This window comes from Pseudophaeobacter arcticus DSM 23566 (assembly GCF_000473205.1).
Classification (GTDB): Bacteria; Pseudomonadota; Alphaproteobacteria; order Rhodobacterales; family Rhodobacteraceae; genus Pseudophaeobacter; species Pseudophaeobacter arcticus.
Genome location: NZ_KI421507.1, coordinates 1,718,614 through 1,736,946, shown reverse-complemented (window position 1 = coordinate 1,736,946; position 18,333 = coordinate 1,718,614). Strand labels below are relative to the sequence as shown.

Genomic DNA, 18,333 nt, shown 5'->3' with positions numbered 1-18,333 from the left:
CAGGTTAAAGCGCCCTTGCGAGAGAGGATAAATTCACGACGCGTAGGCATGGACGGTCAGATCCTCTCTGGGGCCAGTGCTGATTTCAACATCCACTTTGTAGGTTTCAGATATCGCCGGTGAGCACAGCACGGTTTTTGCGCAGCCCTGGGCAAGAATACGTCCCTGACCCAGCAAAATAAGGTGGTCGGCAAAGCGTGCTGCGAGGTTCAAATCATGCAATGCGACAACGCCGATACTGTCACGTGCCTGAACGGTTGCGCGAATGCGGGTCAGCACCTCCAGTTGGTGACGCAAATCCAGCGCCGAGGTGGGCTCATCAAACAGGTAGACGTCAGAATGCCGGATGAGCGCCTGGGCCACAGAAACCATCTGGGATTGCCCGCCGGACAGCTCGCTTACATAGGCTTCTGACAGATGGCCGATCCCGGCCTCTGCCAGAGCCTGGGCAACTGCCGCCATATCTGCCGCAGTTACCCGCCATCCGCGCAATTGCTTATGCGCCATCATGACCACATCAAAAACGGTGAGGGCTGCGTTTGCGGCAAAGTATTGCGGCATGAAGCAGATGCGTTTGAGCCGTTCACGAGACCCCAGAGAGGCAAGATCGGTGTCATTCAGGGTGATCTGCCCGGTCGCCGGCTTTGCGAGCCCTGAGATCAGGCGAAACAAGGTGGATTTCCCCGCCGCATTGGGCCCGATCAAAGCGGTTAGCTTGCCTGACGGCAGGGCATCAAAATCCAGCTCCTTCAGGACGGGCCGTGCCCCATAGGAATAAGACAGGTTTTGCGCGCTTAGTCTGGTCATTGCCAATGCCTTTTACGTTGCCCAAGGATCAACAGGATGAAAAACGGGATGCCGATCAGCGATGTGATCATGCCAATTGGGTAGACAATGCCCGGTGTGATGGCCTTGGAGGCGATGGATGTGCCGGACATGATCAGCGCACCGCAGAGCGCCGAAAGTGGCAGAAAGCCCCGTTGATCTTCGCCGACAATCATTCGGGCGATATGGGGGCCGACAAGTCCGACAAAGGCCACAGCCCCGACAAAGGACACCGCGACAGCAGACAACAGGGAGACCCCGGCCAGGACCGACATGCGCAACAGCGACACGTTGACCCCAAGCGCTGCGGCTTTTTCTTCGCCCATGCGCAAAGCGGTCAAGGCCCAGGAACGTGACATGAAATAGGGCAGGACAATCAGCAGAACGGCGATGCAGACGCCAACTTTGGTCCAGGAGGCACGGGCGAGCGAGCCAAGTTGCCAGAAAATAAGCTGAGCCAATTGCAGCTCGGATGCTCCATATTGAAGAAATGCCAGTAAGGCATTGAAAGTAAACAGCATCGCAATCCCGACAAGGATCATCGCCTCAGGTGTGACGCCGCGAAGACGGGTAAAAAGAAACAAACACCCAGAGGTGATCATCGCCAGCACAAAGGCATTGGCGGTGACAAACAACCCGCCAACACCCGGCACAACCGACCAGCCAAGCACGATGGCCAGCGCCGCGCCAAAACTGGCAGCCGAGGACAGGCCCAGGGTAAAGGGATCGGCAAGCGGGTTGTTCAAAATGGTTTGCATTTCCGCACCGGCAACGCCCAGCATGGCGCCAACCGTCACAGCCATCAAAGCAACGGGCAAACGCAGCTGCCAGATGATCACCTGTTCTTTTGGCGATGCAAGTGATGGATCCAGGATCACGGCAAGCGTGCGGCCAAAACTCAGGTCTGCAGGCCCGGTGATGATGTCCAGAACAACAAGGCACATCATTATTGTCACGGCTCCGGCAACCAGCCCTACACGGCGCAGGTTGCGCCGTTTGTAGGCCATCACAAGAGCCGCCGCATCGAATCCGGCTGAGGTCGTTTGATCTGTCATTATAGGATTTCCAAGTGTCAGGTTCGCACATCAAAAGCAGCGGTGCGAACCCGTTGAAATTATTTGAGCGAGGTCCAGAACTGGCCGGAAGCCTCAAACGGCAGGAACTTGTCGTGCAGTTCCTCAAGGGAGGCCTGGGGGTCCAGATCTGCAAATTCGTCCGGGTGGAGCCATTTGGCAATCTGTTGCACCGCAACAAAGTGGTAGGGCGAGTTGTAGAACTGGTGGTAGATCGCGTGCATATTGCCCTCTTTCACCGCCCGCATCTGGGCAAACCCGGTGCGATCCGCCAGCGCCTGCAGCTTTGCGTGATTCACTGCAGGGTCGCCTTCATAGCCCAACAGGATCGAGGCGACCTCTGGGCGCGATTCGATCCAGTTGGCGCCGGTGGCGATGATATGGTCAGGATCTGCCTCAATCAGCCCTTCCAGACTGATGTCGACAGAATAGGCATTGGCCAGGGTCGAGGCGTAGTTCACCCCGCCTGCCAATTCGACAAAACGGCCAAAGTTGTAAGGGCCAAAGGACCAACAGCAAAAATCAGCTTGCCATCCGGCTGCGTTTTCAATCGCCACCAGGGGGCGTTCGTCAGCCGGGATCTGGTCGACAATATTGGTGACCTTGCGCATTTGGCCGATATAGAAATCGATAAGTTCCGCTGCACGTTTTTCTTCGCCCAGGATGCGGCCCATCATCAACAGCGATGGCACGGTATTTTCAGTAGCGTTTCGGCGGAAATCAACAAAGGCGACGTTGACGCCTGCGCTTTCCATCTTTTCGATCAGGCCGGTCTCTTCGGCTTTGAACAGGTTGCCCACATCGAGCAACAAAAGATCCGTTCCCGCCTCCAGTACGGATTCAATACTGAAATCACCAGCGTAGGGGTTGCCAAAGTTGATCAACCGGGCGGTGTCTTCGGGAAAGGCTTTTTCATACTGGCGAAAGGCATCGGGATCATACGTGATCAGATCGTCTTTCCAGCCCACAATTTTTTCAAACGGATTGCCCGTCGTCAGCGGCGCGATTGAATATATCATGCGCCCTTCGCCAAGAACGATCTTGTCAGGGCGTTCTGTGAAGGTAATTTGCCGGCCGGCAATATCTGTTACAGTGAGGGCGTCCGCTTGAGCTTCACTGGCTTGTGCAATCACGAGTGCACTGGCTGTAACAGCACCAAGGAAACCGCCAAAAAATGTCGCATAGGACATAAGCGTCTCCAGTGTGTTGGTCGTGTGACTCGGCCTTTTAGAGAATTTCCAGCAGATACCCAAGTGTTTTTATCAGAAAATTGAATTTCAGATTTAACCACCTAAAGTACGTATTTCAGTTCATTGATTTTAAACGTAATTGCCTCTGCCGGGTTCATCCGGAGTTGGCTGCGGACCTGAATTTTTGGCACCGGAACTCGCTACATTTGGCTGCCGATGACGCGGCATCTTGCCGTTTGGTCATCATTGCCCGGTGGAATTGGTTCATATACGAACCAAATAAAGATCTGTTTTGGAGTCCTGTTTTGTCGGTAAAACTGCGCGTCTTTCATCAATTGCAGGTGGCCCATAGTGCGCTGTTTCGCGCAGCCGACCGGCGCACGCGCCAGGCGGTGGGGCTGACCACACGCCAGTTTGCGGTGCTCTTTGTCTTGTCACAATCAGATGCACAGCCCATTTCCGAAATCGCCAAACGGCTCTCTATGGGGAAATCCAGCCTGACCGGTCTGGTGGATCGCATGGTTGAACGTGGCCTTGTTGCCCGTATTGCCTCGGCCAGTGATGGCCGGATTACCAATATCCACCTTGAAGACAGTGGCGCCAAAATCCTGGCCCGTGTGAAAGAGGAAACCAAGCATTTCAACAGGGCTTTGCTTGCGCCTTTTAGTGATAAAGAACAGCTGGTTATCCAGAGGTTCCTCACCCATCTGGTGGACCATGCCGATGAGATTATCAACCCAGTCTCAGCCCCAGTCTCAGCCCCAGTCTCACCCCCTGTCGGAGATGACGATGATGCAACTGACAAAGCGTGAACCACTCAGCTTTACCACCAGTGACGGGGTTACGCTGCAAGGCGACTTGACCACCTGCGAGACCCCTGAACTGGCGGTGCTGATCTCTGCAGGAACCGGATTTCCGCGCCAGTTTTACCACGGGATTGCGCAGTTCATGGCCGAACGTGGGGCCATTGTGCTGACCTATGACTACCGCGGTATTGCGGGGTCGCGCCAGGGCGATCTGGCCCAGTCCGAGATCGAATATCCGGATTGGGGTCGATACGATATGGTTGCCGCCGTGGAGCAGCTGTCCCAGGCGGCACCGGGGGTGCGCATTACCCATTTGGCCCATAGCGTTGGTGGCCATTTTATCGGTGTGATGTCCAACCACCAAGCCATTGATCGCCATGCACTTGTTTCAGTTGGGACCGGGTATTTTGGTGGCCACCAGGTAAAGAACTGGCCGCTTGAGTTTTACTTCTGGTGGCTCTTGGGATCCTATTCCCTGCTGCGCTGGGGCTATATCAAACCGGTGGGCGGCTGGCAGGGCGAGCCCTTGCCGCCCCGCGTGTTCAAGACCTGGCGCAAATGGAGCCAACGTCGCAGCTACTTTCGCGCCGATTATGAGGGGCTGCTAAAGCCACAGCACTACAGCGATGTGACGGCGTCGATCCGATCCTGGGTCTTTACCGATGATCCGATTGCAACCCCGCAGGCGGCGCGTGATCTGCTGGAGTGCTATCCCAACGCAGCGAAATCGTTGCAAATCAGAACACCCGCTGACATTGGTGTGACGCGTATTGGTCACGAAGGCGCCTTTCGACCAGGCCGCGAAGCGCTTTGGGCAGAATGCTGGGATTGGCTTTCACAAGACCAGGTAACCGCTTGAATTGGCAGGAATGCCTTTGAGATTTCACATGTTAGGACTGCTGTTATGACCGACACAATTACTCTTCAGACCGATGATCGGGTTACCCTTCTGACCATCAACCGGCCGCAAAAGCGCAATGCAATCACACAACAGATGTATGGCGTCATGGCGGATGCGCTCAAGGCCTATGAGGCCTCAGACACCCAGCGCGCCTTTGTCATTACGGGCGCTGAGGATTATTTCACCGCCGGCAATGACCTGCAGGATTTCTCGATGGCGGACCACAGCGGTGATTTGCCCCCTGTCGCCCGGTTTCTCGAGGCGATTTCCACCTGCAAAAAACCGGTGATTGCCGCCGTGAATGGCCCCGCAATTGGCATTGGCCTGACCATGTTGCTGCATTGTGATCTGGTCTATGCCGCTGCCAGCGCCACCTTCACGGCGCCCTTTGTCAAATTGGGCCTGGTGCCAGAGGCCGCCTCGTCAATGCTGTTGTCGGCCTCAGTTGGGATGGCTGTTGCCAATGATATTCTGCTGGCCGGGCGCAGTCTCACCGCAGAAGAGGCGCATAGCTACGGTCTGGTTTCACGGGTCTTTTCCGATGCAGAGCTGCTGCAACAGGTGGCAGAGATTGCCAATCACGTCGCCGCATCGGCGCCTGAGGCCATGAAGCTGTCAAAATCCCTGATCCGTCATCAGCGCGATCTGGTTGCGGCGCATATGGATCGCGAGTCCGACCTGTTTGTCGCCCAGTTGAAATCCCCGGAGTTTTCCGAAGTTGTCACAGCCATGATGCAAAAACGGGCGCCGACCTTTTCCTGACCCCCTCCTGTGATGACCCCTCTGCCACACTCGGGTCAGCCCGATTGTGGCAGAGCGGGACATTCAGTCTGGAACGGCGCGGATCGCGCCCCGAAGGTGGATTCCCAGGTTGTTGGATCGCCAGTTTGGATGCCCAGTTTGGATGCACAGGTTGGATTCCCAGGCGGCGTCCCGCGTGGTCATTTGCCAGTCAAATAATCCAACATTAGCGTACCTAGCAAACCGGCCAGGACCTCCTCGGCCCGCTGGTCCCCGACAATGGTAGTGACAACCCTGCGATAGGTGCTCATTGCCACCTGCATGGCCTCGTCCTCTGCTATTTGGGGCCGGGTTTTGCCACGCAGGTAGTCAAAAATCAGCGCCATTTCACGGGCAAAATCCTGGCGCAAGGCATCTGTCAGGCGTTGCAGGTTTTCCTGTTCTGTCGCCTGAGGGTCGGTAAAATCAGCGTCAAATGCGCCCATGACCTGTTTGGTACAGGTCAAAAACAGATCCTCCTTGGTTGCAAAGTAGTGATACAGCGCGCTTTTTGACAGGCCCAGATGCTGCGCAACTTTGCGCATGCTGGTCCCGGCATAACCATGGTCCGAAAAATACCCGGCAGCGCCTTGTGCGAGCTGCTGACTATAGGCCTGGTGATCGACAATTTTTGGCATTTGTTTTCGTCCATTTGGTCTAAATACAGTTGACATGAACCAAAGCAGAGGTCTAGAGCAGTTTTATCGTCCGATTGGACTAAAAAGGCGGGGGTTTCCCTGAGGCGACCGCAAATTCGGGGTGTATGTGTTCAGGTGGGGCAGCCCCAGCATAACAGTTTAACAGCAATCCCCTTGGCAGTCGCACACCACAGGAGACGACAATGACAACCAGATACGGTGGTGTTGATCGCGCCCATGCCCGCTCTTATGGCCCAAAACTGACCTTTGCTGTCTTGCACGGTGCCCTGGTTGTGATGTGCCTGTGGCTGGCCTTTGGCGGCTTTGAGTGGGCAGATCCAACCCGGGCCAAGGTTTTGGCGCTATGTGCTGTTCTGTACTGGGCGCGGCACGCGGTGACCCTGTTTGTTATCCTGCAGCGCCGGGTTGAGATGTCCGAAGGGCTGGGGCTGACCCTTTTTATTGGCATCGTCGAAATTGGATTTTTGGTACTCGGGGCAGGGGCCTTGTCCGGGGTTTCCACCCCCTTTGGTCTCTGGGATTGGCTGGGGGGCACATTGCTGGCCACTGGGTCCTGCCTGAACACCGGGTCCGAACTGCAACGTCGCGCCTGGAAGAGGCTGCCCGGTTCAAAGGGGCACTGCTATACGGGTGGGCTGTTCTCTTATTCCGTGCATATCAACTATTTTGGCGACAGCCTGCTGTTCACGGGATGGGCCATTCTGGCGGCTTCGGTTTGGGCGTTTTCCATCCCCATGCTGATGGTTGCACTGTTTGTCTTTTATCATATTCCACCGCTGGATCGCTATCTGGCCGACCGATATGGCGCGGAATTCCGTGCCTATGCCGGCAAAACCGCCAAGTTCGTGCCATTCCTGTATTGACGCCAATCTGCCCCACGATTGCCTGCTGTGCTGAGTAGCGCGGTTGGCTGCCGGTCGCAGTGACGCTGATCCTGTTGCCTGGGCGTCGCACGCCTCTGCAGATCTTTTGCAACCCTGCCAGGGCTATCTTGACCTGCCAACACTGACTGAGGGGCGGATCTTGGAGGCATTGGTGTCCCAAGCGCGGGGATGGCCCTGGTACAAATGGGCGCCTAGCCGCCCTGGCCGAGATCCTGACCTGCAGCCGGCCCCAAACAGGGGCGCGTATTTCAACCAAAAACATGAGGCCAAACCATGCCCCAGACCGATCCTTTTGCCGCGCTGAGCCGCAGCTTGACCAGCCCCGCCACAGAGCATTTTGCCATTGTGCCGGCCGATGGTGTCGACCTGCCGCTGCGGCCCCGCGTCTTGCGGGTTCTTACCTCGGGCGATGTCGCCATTCGGGACGTAAATGGCGTGGTGATCACCTATGCGGTTTCAGCAGGCGAAACACTGCAGATTTCGGCTGTCGGCATCGAGGCCACCGGGACCACCGCGACAGTTGCAGGCTGGCTCTGATGCTGGGGCTCGGTTTGGGCATCGGCGCGGGGCAGGCACTACCGCTGGCGCGCTATAATATCGGCGGCAAGGCTCCCGCCGTGGTCGCGGATTATTCTGCCGGGGTCTATGGGCTTGATGGCCGCGCTGTCACCTTTGACGGGCTGTTCGACTTTGCGCGGCAGTCAGCGGCCTGGAAGCTGAACGCCCTGGGGCATTGGGTCAAGGCGCTGGCGGGAGAGCCGCGCAGGGGGCACCACATCTGGCAGGGCGGCAAGCTGGTGCCTGCCGGGCTGGCTGTCTGTTCTGAGGTGCGGACAAACCTGCTGCTGAACAGTGACGCCCTGTCGACGCAGGTGGTAACGGTGGCGGCGGTGGAACATGTTCTGAGCTTCACCGGGACCGGAACAGTTACCCTCTCTGGTGCGGCAACAGATGGGCCGCTGATCGGGGCGGGAACTGGCGAGGTGAACAGCGTTCGCCTGGCCTTCACCCCCAGCGCAGGACCGCTGACCCTGACGGTCTCGGGCGATGTTCAAACCGCCCAGCTTGAGGCCGGGCCCTTTGCCACAGACTACATCAGCACCGAAGCGGCGCAGGTCTCTACCGCCGCTGAGAGCCTGCAGATTGCCCCTGTGGAACTGGCCAGGGCTGTTGGCGTGTTTGGTTCCGAGTTGAACCCTGATCCGTCTTTTGCGACTGTGTGGAATACTGCCGACGGTGGTATTTCTGCTGCCGATGGCAAACTGATCTTTGAGGATGTGGCGGTGAATGACCGTTCGTTTGTCGTCCGGTCACCGGCAACGGCTGGGGATACCATTCTTCTTGAAGTTGACGTTGATGATTTGACCTCCGGGGCTTTGAGGTTCGCCATAGGTGGTGCAAACAATTACGCTTTGGCGGCGGGAAAATATTCGTTCTTGATCCCGGCAACCACTGCCGCCTCCACAATCGGTGTATATGCAGATACTGCCCCGACAAATGCAGTTGTAAGCCGGTTTTCTGCCCGCAAAGTCACCATGCCCGTGGCGCTGACCTTTCTGATGACGGGGACAATGACGCGGGCGAAGGAACCTGAGAGCTCCAGCAACGCTATCCCCTTGCAGTGGGAGAGTGACGCTGACAATTTTATTGACCTTCGCGTCTCAACAGCCGGGGCGCATACGGGCAAACCAAGTTTCCGCAGCAAGGTCGGGGGCGTTTTGACCGAGGTACTGGGGGCAGACGACGCCCTGGCCCTTGGCTCTGAGGAAGCCTTTGCGCTGGCTTTTGTCCTGGACGCCACCCACATCGAAGGCTTTTACAACGGGGTGTCCACCGGGCAGACTGCCCACGGCGGCATGGCTGCCCTTTTGGCGGCGCCAATGCAGCTCCTCCCGGTGGGCAGCGCCATAATCAAAGACCTCCGGCTATGGCCCAACGCCCTGCCGAGTGCGGCAATGGTCGGGGCAACATCATGATCCTTCTGGACGAAGACGGGGGGGGTGCGGGATGCGCCAAACTGTGTCAGCAACTGGATCGGATATCCGGTCGTGCAAGCGGAAGTGCTGAATGAGGACGGATATGAGCCACACCGAGGACCCCAGTTCGACGGCAAGCGGGGTGAGGCCGCTATGCGCTCACCTGTTCGTCCCTCCGGATGGGGCTGATGAATGTGCGGCTCTCAATCCGGAAAGCCCAAAAGAATGCCCAACTTCGGCTGCGTTTTTGCCACTGTAACCGCTCAGTTTACTTTCATAGAACTCTAACAGGTATTTAAACCAGCCAAATGCTAACGGCACAGCACTCGCGCTGGCGCCAACGGTGTCCATTCGAAAGCAGTCAAAAGTCATGCCCACAATCGACATTATCCGGCTTGATGAAGATCCGCATGAAAGCGCCTATGGTGTGCGCGCCGACACATCCTCTCGTGGTGTTGATCTGGATGGCGCCACAATCACCGCGACCTATGCCGACGGCACAACCGAAGTCCTGACCTGGGAGGCCTTGGATCCCTATACCGCTGGCGGGGCGTCAGGTGCCGATATCGAGATGTACTTTGGCTATGACTGGCATCAACTGACGACCACCAAACTGTTGACCTCGCTGCAGATTGACCTGGCTCCGGCCAACTCGGTGTTTGATACCACCTTTGCCATGGATGATGATCCTCTCGGAGGGTCTACGCCTAGCTCCAAAAATGGCTACCCTTTCAAGCTTTCGCCTGAATACCAAGACCTGTCCGGCAACATTACCGCGACCTATACGGGCATTGTGAACCTCACCGGAAGCGAGGCCGTCGGAGATCTCTATACCACCATGATCATTGATTTCTCAGGCCTCCCCGAGGGCGGCCTGAACGGTGATCTGGTGTGGAATTCCGACATCGACACATTGACCGGGCCATTTGAGCCGGATCTGGCCGCAACCAGCGACGTCTTTGAAATTTCCGGCGACGGGTCCGAGACCTTAAACGTTCTGGACAATGACCTTCACAGCGACGGCAGCAGTCTGACGATTACCCATATTGACGGGCAGGCGGTTTCGCCAGGGGACTCCGTTACGCTGAGCAGCGGAGAGGTGGTGACCCTGAACGCGGACGGCACGCTCTCGATCAGCAATGACAGCACCGTGGATGAGACAAGCACCTTCTCGTATAAGGTGGTGGATGATCAGGGGAATAGCGACGTCGGATCTGTGCAGGTCAAAACCGTCGTGAGCACCCCGCCTTGTTTTGTGGCGGGGACGCAGATTGATACCGAATTTGGCTTGGTCTCGGTCGAGGATCTTGAGGTCGGCATCCGGGTTGTGACCCGCGATCACGGCCTGCAGCCCCTGCGCTGGATCGGGCGCAGCACCCGCTGTGCTACCGGGCGAAATGCTCCAGTGGTTTTTGCTGAAAATGCGCTTGGCTGTCACGGTCGCATCGCGGTATCGCCAAATCACCGTGTGTTGATTTCTTCAGATCTGGCTGAGCTGTTTTTTGGACAGTTCGAAGTCCTGGTCAAGGCCAAGCACCTGATAAACGACACAACGATTCGCGTGTTGGCTGATGGCCAGCAGGTCACTTATGTACATCTGTTGTTTGATCAGCATGAAATTCTGTGCGGCAACGGCCTGCAAAGTGAAAGCTATCATCCGGGAGCTGAAACCCTGGGGTCCTTTGATGCGGAAACGCAGGCTGAAGTACTGGAGTTTATGTCGGATTGTGACGACTACGGCCCAACAGCGCGCACTACGCTGAAATCACATGAAAGCCGTCTGATACTCCCCAATTCGCGGCCCAATTAGCGGCGGTTTGCGCGATTGCATTGCCTGGCTGCAACTTGGGCTGGTTAAAACCTGTTGGCCTGAATCCGACCGAAGGTTGCCGCATTCTGAAACTGAATCGTCGCATAAGTGTCGAGCTTTGGCCCAACCTGTCACTCTCGTTGTCGCGAGGTCATGGACCCGGAGAGCTGAGCCTTTGTAGATTTTTGTGTTGGATGTGGCGGTAACCTAGGGCCGTGGCAGAGGGGCATTGCCTCAACCGTGAGGCCCGTGGCAGTGTCGTATAGTTGCCACCCAACCCTCGGTGCTTTTTTCCCCGAATCCTTGGGCCATTTTCCCGAACCGGCCCCTGATTGTTTTTAGCTGGGGGCATGTTCGACGCGCCATGGTGTCACCCAAATGAGCGCATCCGTTTGCAATTTCCACTTCCATACCGTTACGCTCGTACCTAATGGCCAAAAAAGAACCCTTGGCCAAAGAGAGGTATCAATGACCGGGGAGCAATCGGTCCTGCAATTCAAGAGAGTATGTGTGGCGCATCCAAATCTGAAAAACATGGTTGGGCCGACGCTCATTAAGGAGGGAAAATGTTCAAGCGAATAATGGTGCCGGTAGATCTGGCACATATCGAACGGCTGAGGTCCGCGCTCGACTGCGCTGCTGACTTGGCCAAGCTATATAACGTGCCCATTTATTACGTTGGCGTTACCTCTACCGCACCTGGCCAGGTGGCACATAACCCAGAAGAGTTCGGCCAAAAACTTGGCGCTTTTGCTGAGGCAGAGGCCTCCAAGCACAGCGTCGAAACCTCGGCACATGCTGCCATCGCACATGATCCTACGACCGAGATCGACGATGCACTGATGCGTGCAATTGATGAGATCGGCGCCGATTTGGTTGTTATGGCGAGCCATATTCCAAATGTGATCGACCATATCTGGCCGTCTCACGGCGGGAAACTGGCCGAGCACGCAAAGTGCTCTGTGATGGTCGTGCGCGCGTAAGGCCTTTAATTAAATACAAAAAACGAAATGGGAGGCTAAAATATGGCCGACGAAGACGTCAATGCAGGGATTCCGGCACCGGAAGGCGCCGCTGGCATAATTGACACTGATTACGAGATTGGTCAGGACAATATTGAAACGCAGATTGGGCCCTTCGGGCTTGATGTTCACAACCCGGTCTTTCTGATCTCGGGACTGTCGGTGGTGGTTTTTGTGATCTACGCGCTGTTGGCACCAGAGCAGGCCGCCACGTTCTTTGGATGGCTGCGCCCGGCTCTGACCTCGACCTTTGACGGGTTCTTCCTGAGCTCGGCGAATATCTTTGTCGTTTTCTGTCTCGCTCTCATCGTGTCGCCCTACGGATCCGTCCGGTTGGGTGGGGCTGAGGCGACACCCGACTACGGATATGTCGGCTGGTTTTCGATGCTTTTTGCAGCCGGCATGGGCATCGGGCTGATGTTCTTTGGCGTTCTGGAGCCCGCCTATTATTTTGGCACCCCCTGGGGCGACGCGCCATTGGACGCGATACGCCCATTCGCCGAGGACGGAACGCTTATTGCGGCCAATGTGGCGGAAGCCAAGCGCATGGCGCTTGCCGCGACCTCTTATCACTGGGCGCTGCACCCCTGGGCGATCTATGCGGTTGTCGCGCTCGCGCTGGCATTGTTTAGCTATAACAAGGGTCTGCCGCTCTCGATCCGTTCGGCCTTTTACCCGATCCTGGGCGAACGCATCTGGGGGTGGTGGGGTCACACAGTCGACATCGTCGCGGTCTTTGCCACACTCTTTGGCCTTGCGACCTCGCTTGGTCTGGGCGCGCAACAGGCCAATGCCGGTCTGGAGTTTGTCTATGGCATTCCGACAAACCTAACGGTTCAGGTCATCCTGATCATCGGCATCACCCTTTTGGCGCTGATTTCCGTGGTGCGCGGGCTTGATGGCGGGGTCAAGGTCCTGTCCGAAATAAACATGGTGGTGGCAATTGCTCTGCTGCTCTTTGTGCTTTTTACCGCTGGGACCGTCGGCATATTCACGGATTTTGGCAATACGCTTGTGGCCTACGTGCAGGAGATCGTGCCGCTGTCCAACCCATTTGGTCGCTCGGATGACGGTTACCGCGAAGGCTGGACCGCATTCTATTGGGCCTGGTGGATCAGCTGGTCGCCTTTTGTCGGAATGTTCATTGCCCGTGTGTCGCGTGGCCGCACTGTTCGGGAATTCCTGGTCTGCGTGCTGATCATCCCGTCTATGGTCTGCATTTTCTGGATGGCTGTCTTTGGCGGTACCGCGATCAACGACATGATCGCAAATGTCGATGCCAGCGCCGTGAAAGCCAATGTGATCGATGCCTACAAACCGGAGCTGTCGCTGTTTGCGATGCTCGATAGCCTGCCGCTGTCCTCGATCACTTCGACCGTTGGTATTGTGCTGGTGATCGTGTTCTTCGTGACATCATCCGACTCCGGCAGCCTGGTGATCGATACGATCACAGCTGGTGGTAAGCTCGATGCGCCAATCCCGCAGCGGGTGTTCTGGTGTACCTTCGAAGGTCTGGTTGCCATCACGCTATTGATTGGCGGTGGCCTTGGGTCGTTGCAGGCAATGGTGATCTCCACCGGTTTGCCCTTCACGGTTGTGTTGCTGGTGATGTGCTGGTGCATCTTCAAAGGCCTCCTGCAAGAGCGTAAACATCTCTGAACCATTTGTCTGGAACGGAGAAACGGGTGCGGCGACGCACCCGTTTTCAATTTAAGGGGCCACAAAAGGGCCCCGCACAAAGCCTGACCTGCGCTTGTCAGTCCCCGCGATGCGGACAACGCTGACAGATCACTGATGGGACTGGACCCTTGCCACCGCAAAGAGCCGGTTTTCTGGCTGCGGCAGCGGTGACCAGATGGCCCATCCACTGATAGCGTTTGGATCGCCACGCTTGCCTAGCTGCTCTGGAGCCGTTGTTGTCGCTCTCGTTTGCTCTGCTTGGAACTATGTCAAACATTTCCAACCTGCGCGCCCTTGATCTGGGAGCTTAGGCGCGCCGCAGCCAAGCCCCCCTCAACACAGCAGAAACCTGCAGGACTGTCATGAGGTTTCGGCGGGGAGGCAATAGGGCTGCTGGGGCAAAGCTCCCATGAAGCAGCCAAGACAGGGGCTGGCTACAGATTTTCCAACATTTCCCTGTATCGACTGCCGCGCAAGGCTCTGAACAACAAACCAAAAGTGAAAAGGCCCGATGCAAAACGCATCGAGCCTTATGAATTCTGGCGCACCTGAGAGGATTCGAACCTCTGGCCTCTGCCTTCGGAGGGCAGCGCTCTATCCAGCTGAGCTACAGGTGCCTATATTAGGGGGCGGTATAGACGCCAACAGACTGAGCCGCAATGGCAAAACGGCGTGAGTGAAAAAAATCTAACAGCAGCAAAAGGGGGCTTCCGGCCGATACCCGTATCGACCGAAACAGAGCCGTGTTAGCCGTTCCAGCTGCGCACAACACCACAGTCCATATGGACAAAGTTCGAGCCGCGGTATTTGCCAACACCACCAGCATGGCACGCCTTGGCGGCATTTGCCATTTGGGTGACCGAGCGAGACGCCAGACGCAGATCGGCGGCCTGACCGCGCATATGCAGCGAGTTCTTGGCCACGCCGCGTGAGCGTCTGCGCAGCATCGCGTTGGTCTGCGGGCTGCGGTAACCGGACAACATCATATAGGGTTCGGTTACATCAAGCAGGTTATGCGATGCGGCCATGATGTCGATGGTGCGCAGATCCATGGTTTTCACCTGATCGGTCCGCCAGTCGCGCATGAAGTAGTTGATCTCTTTCACGGCGTCTGTGATGTAGTCGCCATCGATCCAGTAGATCATATCCAACCGTTCACCAGTACGCCCAGAGAACATGCGAATGCGGCGGATATCGCCCCCGCCACGCAAGAAACCTGCTGCCTTGGAGAAAGTGGGAGCTGCCGCAACTGTTGTAGCCGCAAATGCACCCAGAAGTGCCCGCCGGGTCATGCCCGTCTTGGTAAGTTCTGCCATATCTTAACTACGCCATCCCGAACGTGATTAATCCTGCCTATGCCCGATGTTACGAGCCGACTGTGTTTTTTCCTGTGGTCGGTATGCCACAGAGAGAATCAATTACCAAGGTCCGTTTTGCCAGTTGACCATTTGGCGCGGATTTTCGGCAATAAATTGCGCAAAAGGGGACGAGTGGTAAATTTTTCCCCTAAGAGTAGCGTCGATTACCCCTATTTATGCGACAGCATCGCACCACAATCACACTGACATAACGTGGTTGCGGAAACGTGAATGGACATTCTGGACTGTCTTTCACCAATAATTCATAGAGCTGCTACCATTGTTACCGTTCATTGCTGTTGAGGACCTAAAAATATGACCAAAATCAACTCCCCGAGGCGCGCTGCACGTCTTAAGTATGGGCTTTTTGCCCTGGCCTTGGGCAGCATCGGCAGTTTTGGTTTTGGCACCATGGCAACCGCGCAGTCCACGGCCTTTCGGCAAGCCGTCGCGGCCACCGCTTCCGTTAACGATGATGTTGCGCAGTTTTATCGGGAAAATACCTATTCGGCCCTTTGGACTGGCGGCGACGCTGCGTCAAACCTGCGGCGTGCGGCTTTGCTGCGCGCTCTGGAGGAGGCCTCGGCCCATGGGCTGCCTGATCAATCTGGCACCGCTGCATCGCTGATGGAGCAGATGAAAAATGCCCGTACCGCACGTGATTTTGGCCAGGTCGAAGCGGCGCTCAGCACTGCATTTGTTAACTATGCTGCCATGATACAAACTGGCTTGCTGGACCCTTCCACCATCGACAGCGACATGGTCCGGAAACGGCGCGAACACGACGGCGCTGCGGCACTGGCGGGCATGCGGGACCATCAGCCCTTTGCCTATATGCGTACCCTGGTTCCGGCTTCGCCACAGTATCGTGCCTTGATGCGCGAAAAGCTGCGTCTGGAGCAATTGCAAGCCGCGGGTGGTTGGGGGCCAATCGTTCCGGGGCAAAAGCTGGAGCCTGGCGATACCGGAACAAGCGTTGTTGCCCTGCGCAATCGCCTTATCGCCTTGGGCTATATGGAGCGCAGCGCCACCGCCAGTTTTGATCGGGACATGGAACGCGCCGTCGAGAACTTTCAGTCGGACCATGGGCTTGAGGTGGACGGTGTTGCCGGCGGCGGCACCCTGGAAGAAATCAACCGCCCGGTGCGGGATCGCCTGAAATCGGTGATCATCGCCATGGAGCGGGAACGCTGGCTGACGCCGGACCGTGGGGAGCGCCATATCCTGGTCAATCAGACCGATTTTACTGCCAAGATCATCGACAATGGCGATGTCACCTTCGAGACCCGCTCGGTCATTGGCAAGAACCAGTCAGGTCGCCGCTCGCCCGAGTTCTCTGATATGATGGAGCATATGGTGATCAATCCCAGCTGGCATGTGCCGCGCTCGATCATCACCAAGGAATACCTGCCCAAACTGCGCAACAACCCAAATGCGGTTGGCCATATCCGCATCACCGACAGCCGGGGCCGCGTGGTGGATCGCAGCGCGGTGGATTTCTCGCAGTTCACCGCCCGGAACTTTCCCTACGCCATGAGCCAGCCGCCCAGCACCCGCAATGCGTTGGGGCTTGTAAAGTTCATCTTCCCCAACAAGCACAATATCTACCTGCATGACACGCCACAAAAGAGCCTGTTCAACCGTGAGGTGCGTGCTTTCTCCCATGGCTGCATCCGTTTGGCGCAGCCTTTTGAATTTGCCTATGCGCTATTGGCCAAGCAAACCGAAGATCCCTACGACTTTTTCCACCGCATTTTGAAATCCGGCAAGGAAACCAAGGTGGAACTGGAACAACAGGTGCCTGTTCACATTATCTACCGAACCGCATATGTGTCCAACAAAGGCCGGGCCGAGTTCCGCCGGGATGTCTATGGGCGTGATGCCAAAGTCTGGGCTGCACTCGAGCGGGCCGGGGTGTCACTGACAGACGTTCAGGGGTAAATCTGGGGCCCGATCAGGAGCTTAAGCCGGAAAGGGCCCCTAGATATGTACACAGTTCGCGAAATCGCAGAGGCCATTGGCGTTGAGGCACAGGGCGACCTGGAGCTGGTGATTAACCGCGCCGCAGAGCCACAGGATGCCGGCCCGCAGGATCTGGCCATGGCCACCTCAGCCAAATATGCTGAAGGATTGGCGCGTGGTACTGCGCAGGTGGCTTTGCTGTGGGAGGGGGCCGACTGGCAGGCCCTGGGGCTGAAGGCGGCGCTGTTTGCCGCCCGCCCGCGCCTGGCTTTGGGGGGCGTCTCGGTGATTATGGACAAAGGGCAGGGATTTGCCCCTGGCATTCATCCCTCTGCCGTAATCGACCCCAGCGCCTCGCTTGGTGAGGATGTCTCGGTCGGACCTCTGAGCATTATCGCTGCGGGGGCAAAAATTGGTGCAGGCTCAGTCATCGGGCCGCATTGCTATATTGGTGCCGAGGTTGAGATCGGCGCGCAGGCGCAGCTGCGGGAAATGGTCTCGATTGGGGCGCGCGCCCGCATTGGTGATCGTTTCCGCGCCCAACCCGGTGCCCGTATTGGCAGTGACGGGTTCTCCTATGTGACGCCGGAAGTGTCAGGCGTGGAAAACGTCCGTAAAACCGTCGGCGATCAAGGCGATGCAAGATCCCAAAGCTGGCTGCGCATTCATTCCCTTGGGGCGGTGTCGATCGGTGACGATGTGGAGGTTGGTGCCAATTGTACCATCGACAATGGCACCATTCGCGACACTGAGATTGGCTCGGGCAGCAAATTGGACAACCAGGTTCATGTGGGCCACAATACCCGGATTGGCCGGGATTGCCTGATCTGTGGGCAATGTGGCCTGTCGGGCTCGGTTGAGGTGGGCAATAATGTTGTCTTGGGCGGTCAATGTGGCGCTGCGGATAATATCTTTATCGGCGATGGGGTGATTGCCGGTGGCGCGACCAAAATCATCTCCAATGTGCCTGCAGGGCGGGTCGTCATGGGCTACCCGGCGGTCAAGATGGAAACCCATACGGAAATCTACAAGGCTCAGCGGCGTTTGCCACGGCTGATGCGGGATATCGAAAACCTGAAAAAGGCTGTTTTCAAATAGGATTGAAGCGGCTACATCTGCTTGGACATCACAGATCAGGGGGCCAAAATGAGCACTCAGGACACGGTCATCGCAATTGTCGCCGAACAGGCGCTGCTTGAGCCATCGGATGTAACCCTGACCAGCACGTTGGAAGATCTTGGGATCGACAGCATGGGGCTGGTGGAGTGCATTTTTGCCATTGAAGAGGAATTTGATATTTCAATCCCCTTCAACTCCAATACACCCGAAGACAGCGATTTTGATATCTCAAATGTCGCAGCCATCATTGCCGGGATTGACAAGTTAGTGTCACAAAACTCGTGATAT

Annotated in this window: 17 protein-coding genes and 1 tRNA gene; 12 read left to right on the top strand and 6 right to left on the bottom strand. The window is 56.7% G+C overall.

Annotated features, from left to right (window positions below):
• Positions 1–33: 33 nt before the first annotated feature.
• The 3 genes from ARCT_RS0112370 to ARCT_RS0112360 are packed head-to-tail and all read right to left on the bottom strand — an operon-like array spanning position 34 to position 2,917.
• Complete coding sequence (locus ARCT_RS0112370) at positions 34–807, bottom strand: ABC transporter ATP-binding protein (protein ID WP_027240370.1); 774 nt, start codon at positions 805–807, stop codon at positions 34–36.
• On the bottom strand, positions 804–1,880 hold the full coding sequence (locus ARCT_RS0112365) for a FecCD family ABC transporter permease (protein WP_036784830.1): 1,077 nt from the start codon (positions 1,878–1,880) through the stop codon (positions 804–806). Before ARCT_RS0112365 ends, ARCT_RS0112370 begins: the two co-directional genes overlap by 4 nt.
• A gap of 59 nt (positions 1,881–1,939) precedes the next feature.
• Entirely contained in the window at positions 1,940–2,917 is a 978-nt protein-coding gene (locus tag ARCT_RS0112360; protein WP_240476312.1) for an ABC transporter substrate-binding protein, read from the bottom strand.
• A 251-nt stretch (positions 2,918–3,168) separates the two neighbouring features.
• On the opposite strand from ARCT_RS0112360, the gene ARCT_RS25965 reads away from it, so the two are divergent.
• From ARCT_RS25965 to ARCT_RS0112345, 3 genes are read left to right on the top strand one after another with little or no spacing between them, the layout of a single operon-like run.
• The gene (locus ARCT_RS25965) at positions 3,169–3,900 is read left to right on the top strand and encodes a MarR family winged helix-turn-helix transcriptional regulator (RefSeq protein ID WP_240476311.1); all 732 of its coding nucleotides are present in this window, start codon (positions 3,169–3,171) and stop codon (positions 3,898–3,900) included.
• Positions 3,878–4,753, top strand: a complete 876-nt coding sequence (locus tag ARCT_RS0112350; RefSeq protein ID WP_027240367.1) for an alpha/beta hydrolase family protein — start codon at positions 3,878–3,880, stop codon at positions 4,751–4,753. Before ARCT_RS25965 ends, ARCT_RS0112350 begins: the two co-directional genes overlap by 23 nt.
• A 45-nt stretch (positions 4,754–4,798) precedes the next feature.
• A complete protein-coding gene (locus tag ARCT_RS0112345) occupies positions 4,799–5,557 on the top strand; it encodes an enoyl-CoA hydratase-related protein (protein WP_027240366.1) in 759 nt (252 codons plus the stop codon).
• A gap of 179 nt (positions 5,558–5,736) precedes the next feature.
• Here ARCT_RS0112345 and ARCT_RS0112340 read toward each other — a convergent pair whose 3' ends face one another.
• A complete protein-coding gene (locus ARCT_RS0112340) occupies positions 5,737–6,213 on the bottom strand; it encodes a TetR/AcrR family transcriptional regulator (RefSeq protein WP_027240365.1) in 477 nt (158 codons plus the stop codon).
• A gap of 203 nt (positions 6,214–6,416) precedes the next feature.
• Between ARCT_RS0112340 and ARCT_RS0112335 the strand changes: the two genes are divergently transcribed.
• From ARCT_RS0112335 to ARCT_RS0112310, 6 genes are all read left to right on the top strand, one after another.
• On the top strand, positions 6,417–7,097 hold the full coding sequence (locus ARCT_RS0112335) for a DUF1295 domain-containing protein (RefSeq protein ID WP_027240364.1): 681 nt from the start codon (positions 6,417–6,419) through the stop codon (positions 7,095–7,097).
• Positions 7,098–7,391: 294 nt separating this feature from the next.
• Positions 7,392–7,655, top strand: coding sequence for a spike base protein, RCAP_Rcc01079 family (locus ARCT_RS0112330; protein ID WP_027240363.1), 264 nt, complete (start codon positions 7,392–7,394; stop codon positions 7,653–7,655).
• On the top strand, positions 7,655–9,094 hold the full coding sequence (locus ARCT_RS0112325) for a hypothetical protein (protein ID WP_027240362.1): 1,440 nt from the start codon (positions 7,655–7,657) through the stop codon (positions 9,092–9,094). The genes ARCT_RS0112330 and ARCT_RS0112325 overlap by 1 nt, the downstream gene beginning before the upstream one ends.
• Positions 9,095–9,464: 370 nt before the next feature.
• On the top strand, positions 9,465–10,904 hold the full coding sequence (locus ARCT_RS0112320; RefSeq protein ID WP_027240361.1) for a Hint domain-containing protein: 1,440 nt from the start codon (positions 9,465–9,467) through the stop codon (positions 10,902–10,904).
• A 566-nt stretch (positions 10,905–11,470) separates the two neighbouring features.
• Positions 11,471–11,887 (top strand): universal stress protein, encoded by a 417-nt coding sequence (locus ARCT_RS0112315; protein ID WP_027240360.1) that lies wholly within the window; start codon positions 11,471–11,473, stop codon positions 11,885–11,887.
• Positions 11,888–11,929: 42 nt separating this feature from the next.
• Positions 11,930–13,585 (top strand): BCCT family transporter, encoded by a 1,656-nt coding sequence (locus ARCT_RS0112310; protein WP_027240359.1) that lies wholly within the window; start codon positions 11,930–11,932, stop codon positions 13,583–13,585.
• A gap of 561 nt (positions 13,586–14,146) precedes the next feature.
• Here the strand turns inward: ARCT_RS0112310 and ARCT_RS0112305 are convergent.
• A tRNA-Arg gene (locus ARCT_RS0112305) sits at positions 14,147–14,223 on the bottom strand.
• A gap of 129 nt (positions 14,224–14,352) precedes the next feature.
• On the bottom strand, positions 14,353–14,922 hold the full coding sequence (locus ARCT_RS0112300) for a YcbK family protein (RefSeq protein WP_027240358.1): 570 nt from the start codon (positions 14,920–14,922) through the stop codon (positions 14,353–14,355).
• Between the two features lie 357 nt (positions 14,923–15,279).
• On the opposite strand from ARCT_RS0112300, the gene ARCT_RS0112295 reads away from it, so the two are divergent.
• Genes ARCT_RS0112295 through ARCT_RS0112285 form a run of 3 tightly spaced genes read left to right on the top strand, consistent with a single transcriptional unit; the run spans position 15,280 to position 18,330 of the window.
• Entirely contained in the window at positions 15,280–16,905 is a 1,626-nt protein-coding gene (locus ARCT_RS0112295; protein WP_027240357.1) for a L,D-transpeptidase family protein, read from the top strand.
• A gap of 45 nt (positions 16,906–16,950) precedes the next feature.
• A complete protein-coding gene (gene lpxD / locus ARCT_RS0112290; protein ID WP_027240356.1) occupies positions 16,951–18,024 on the top strand; it encodes a UDP-3-O-(3-hydroxymyristoyl)glucosamine N-acyltransferase in 1,074 nt (357 codons plus the stop codon).
• A gap of 48 nt (positions 18,025–18,072) precedes the next feature.
• Positions 18,073–18,330, top strand: coding sequence for an acyl carrier protein (locus ARCT_RS0112285; protein ID WP_027240355.1), 258 nt, complete (start codon positions 18,073–18,075; stop codon positions 18,328–18,330).
• Positions 18,331–18,333: the final 3 nt, after the last annotated feature.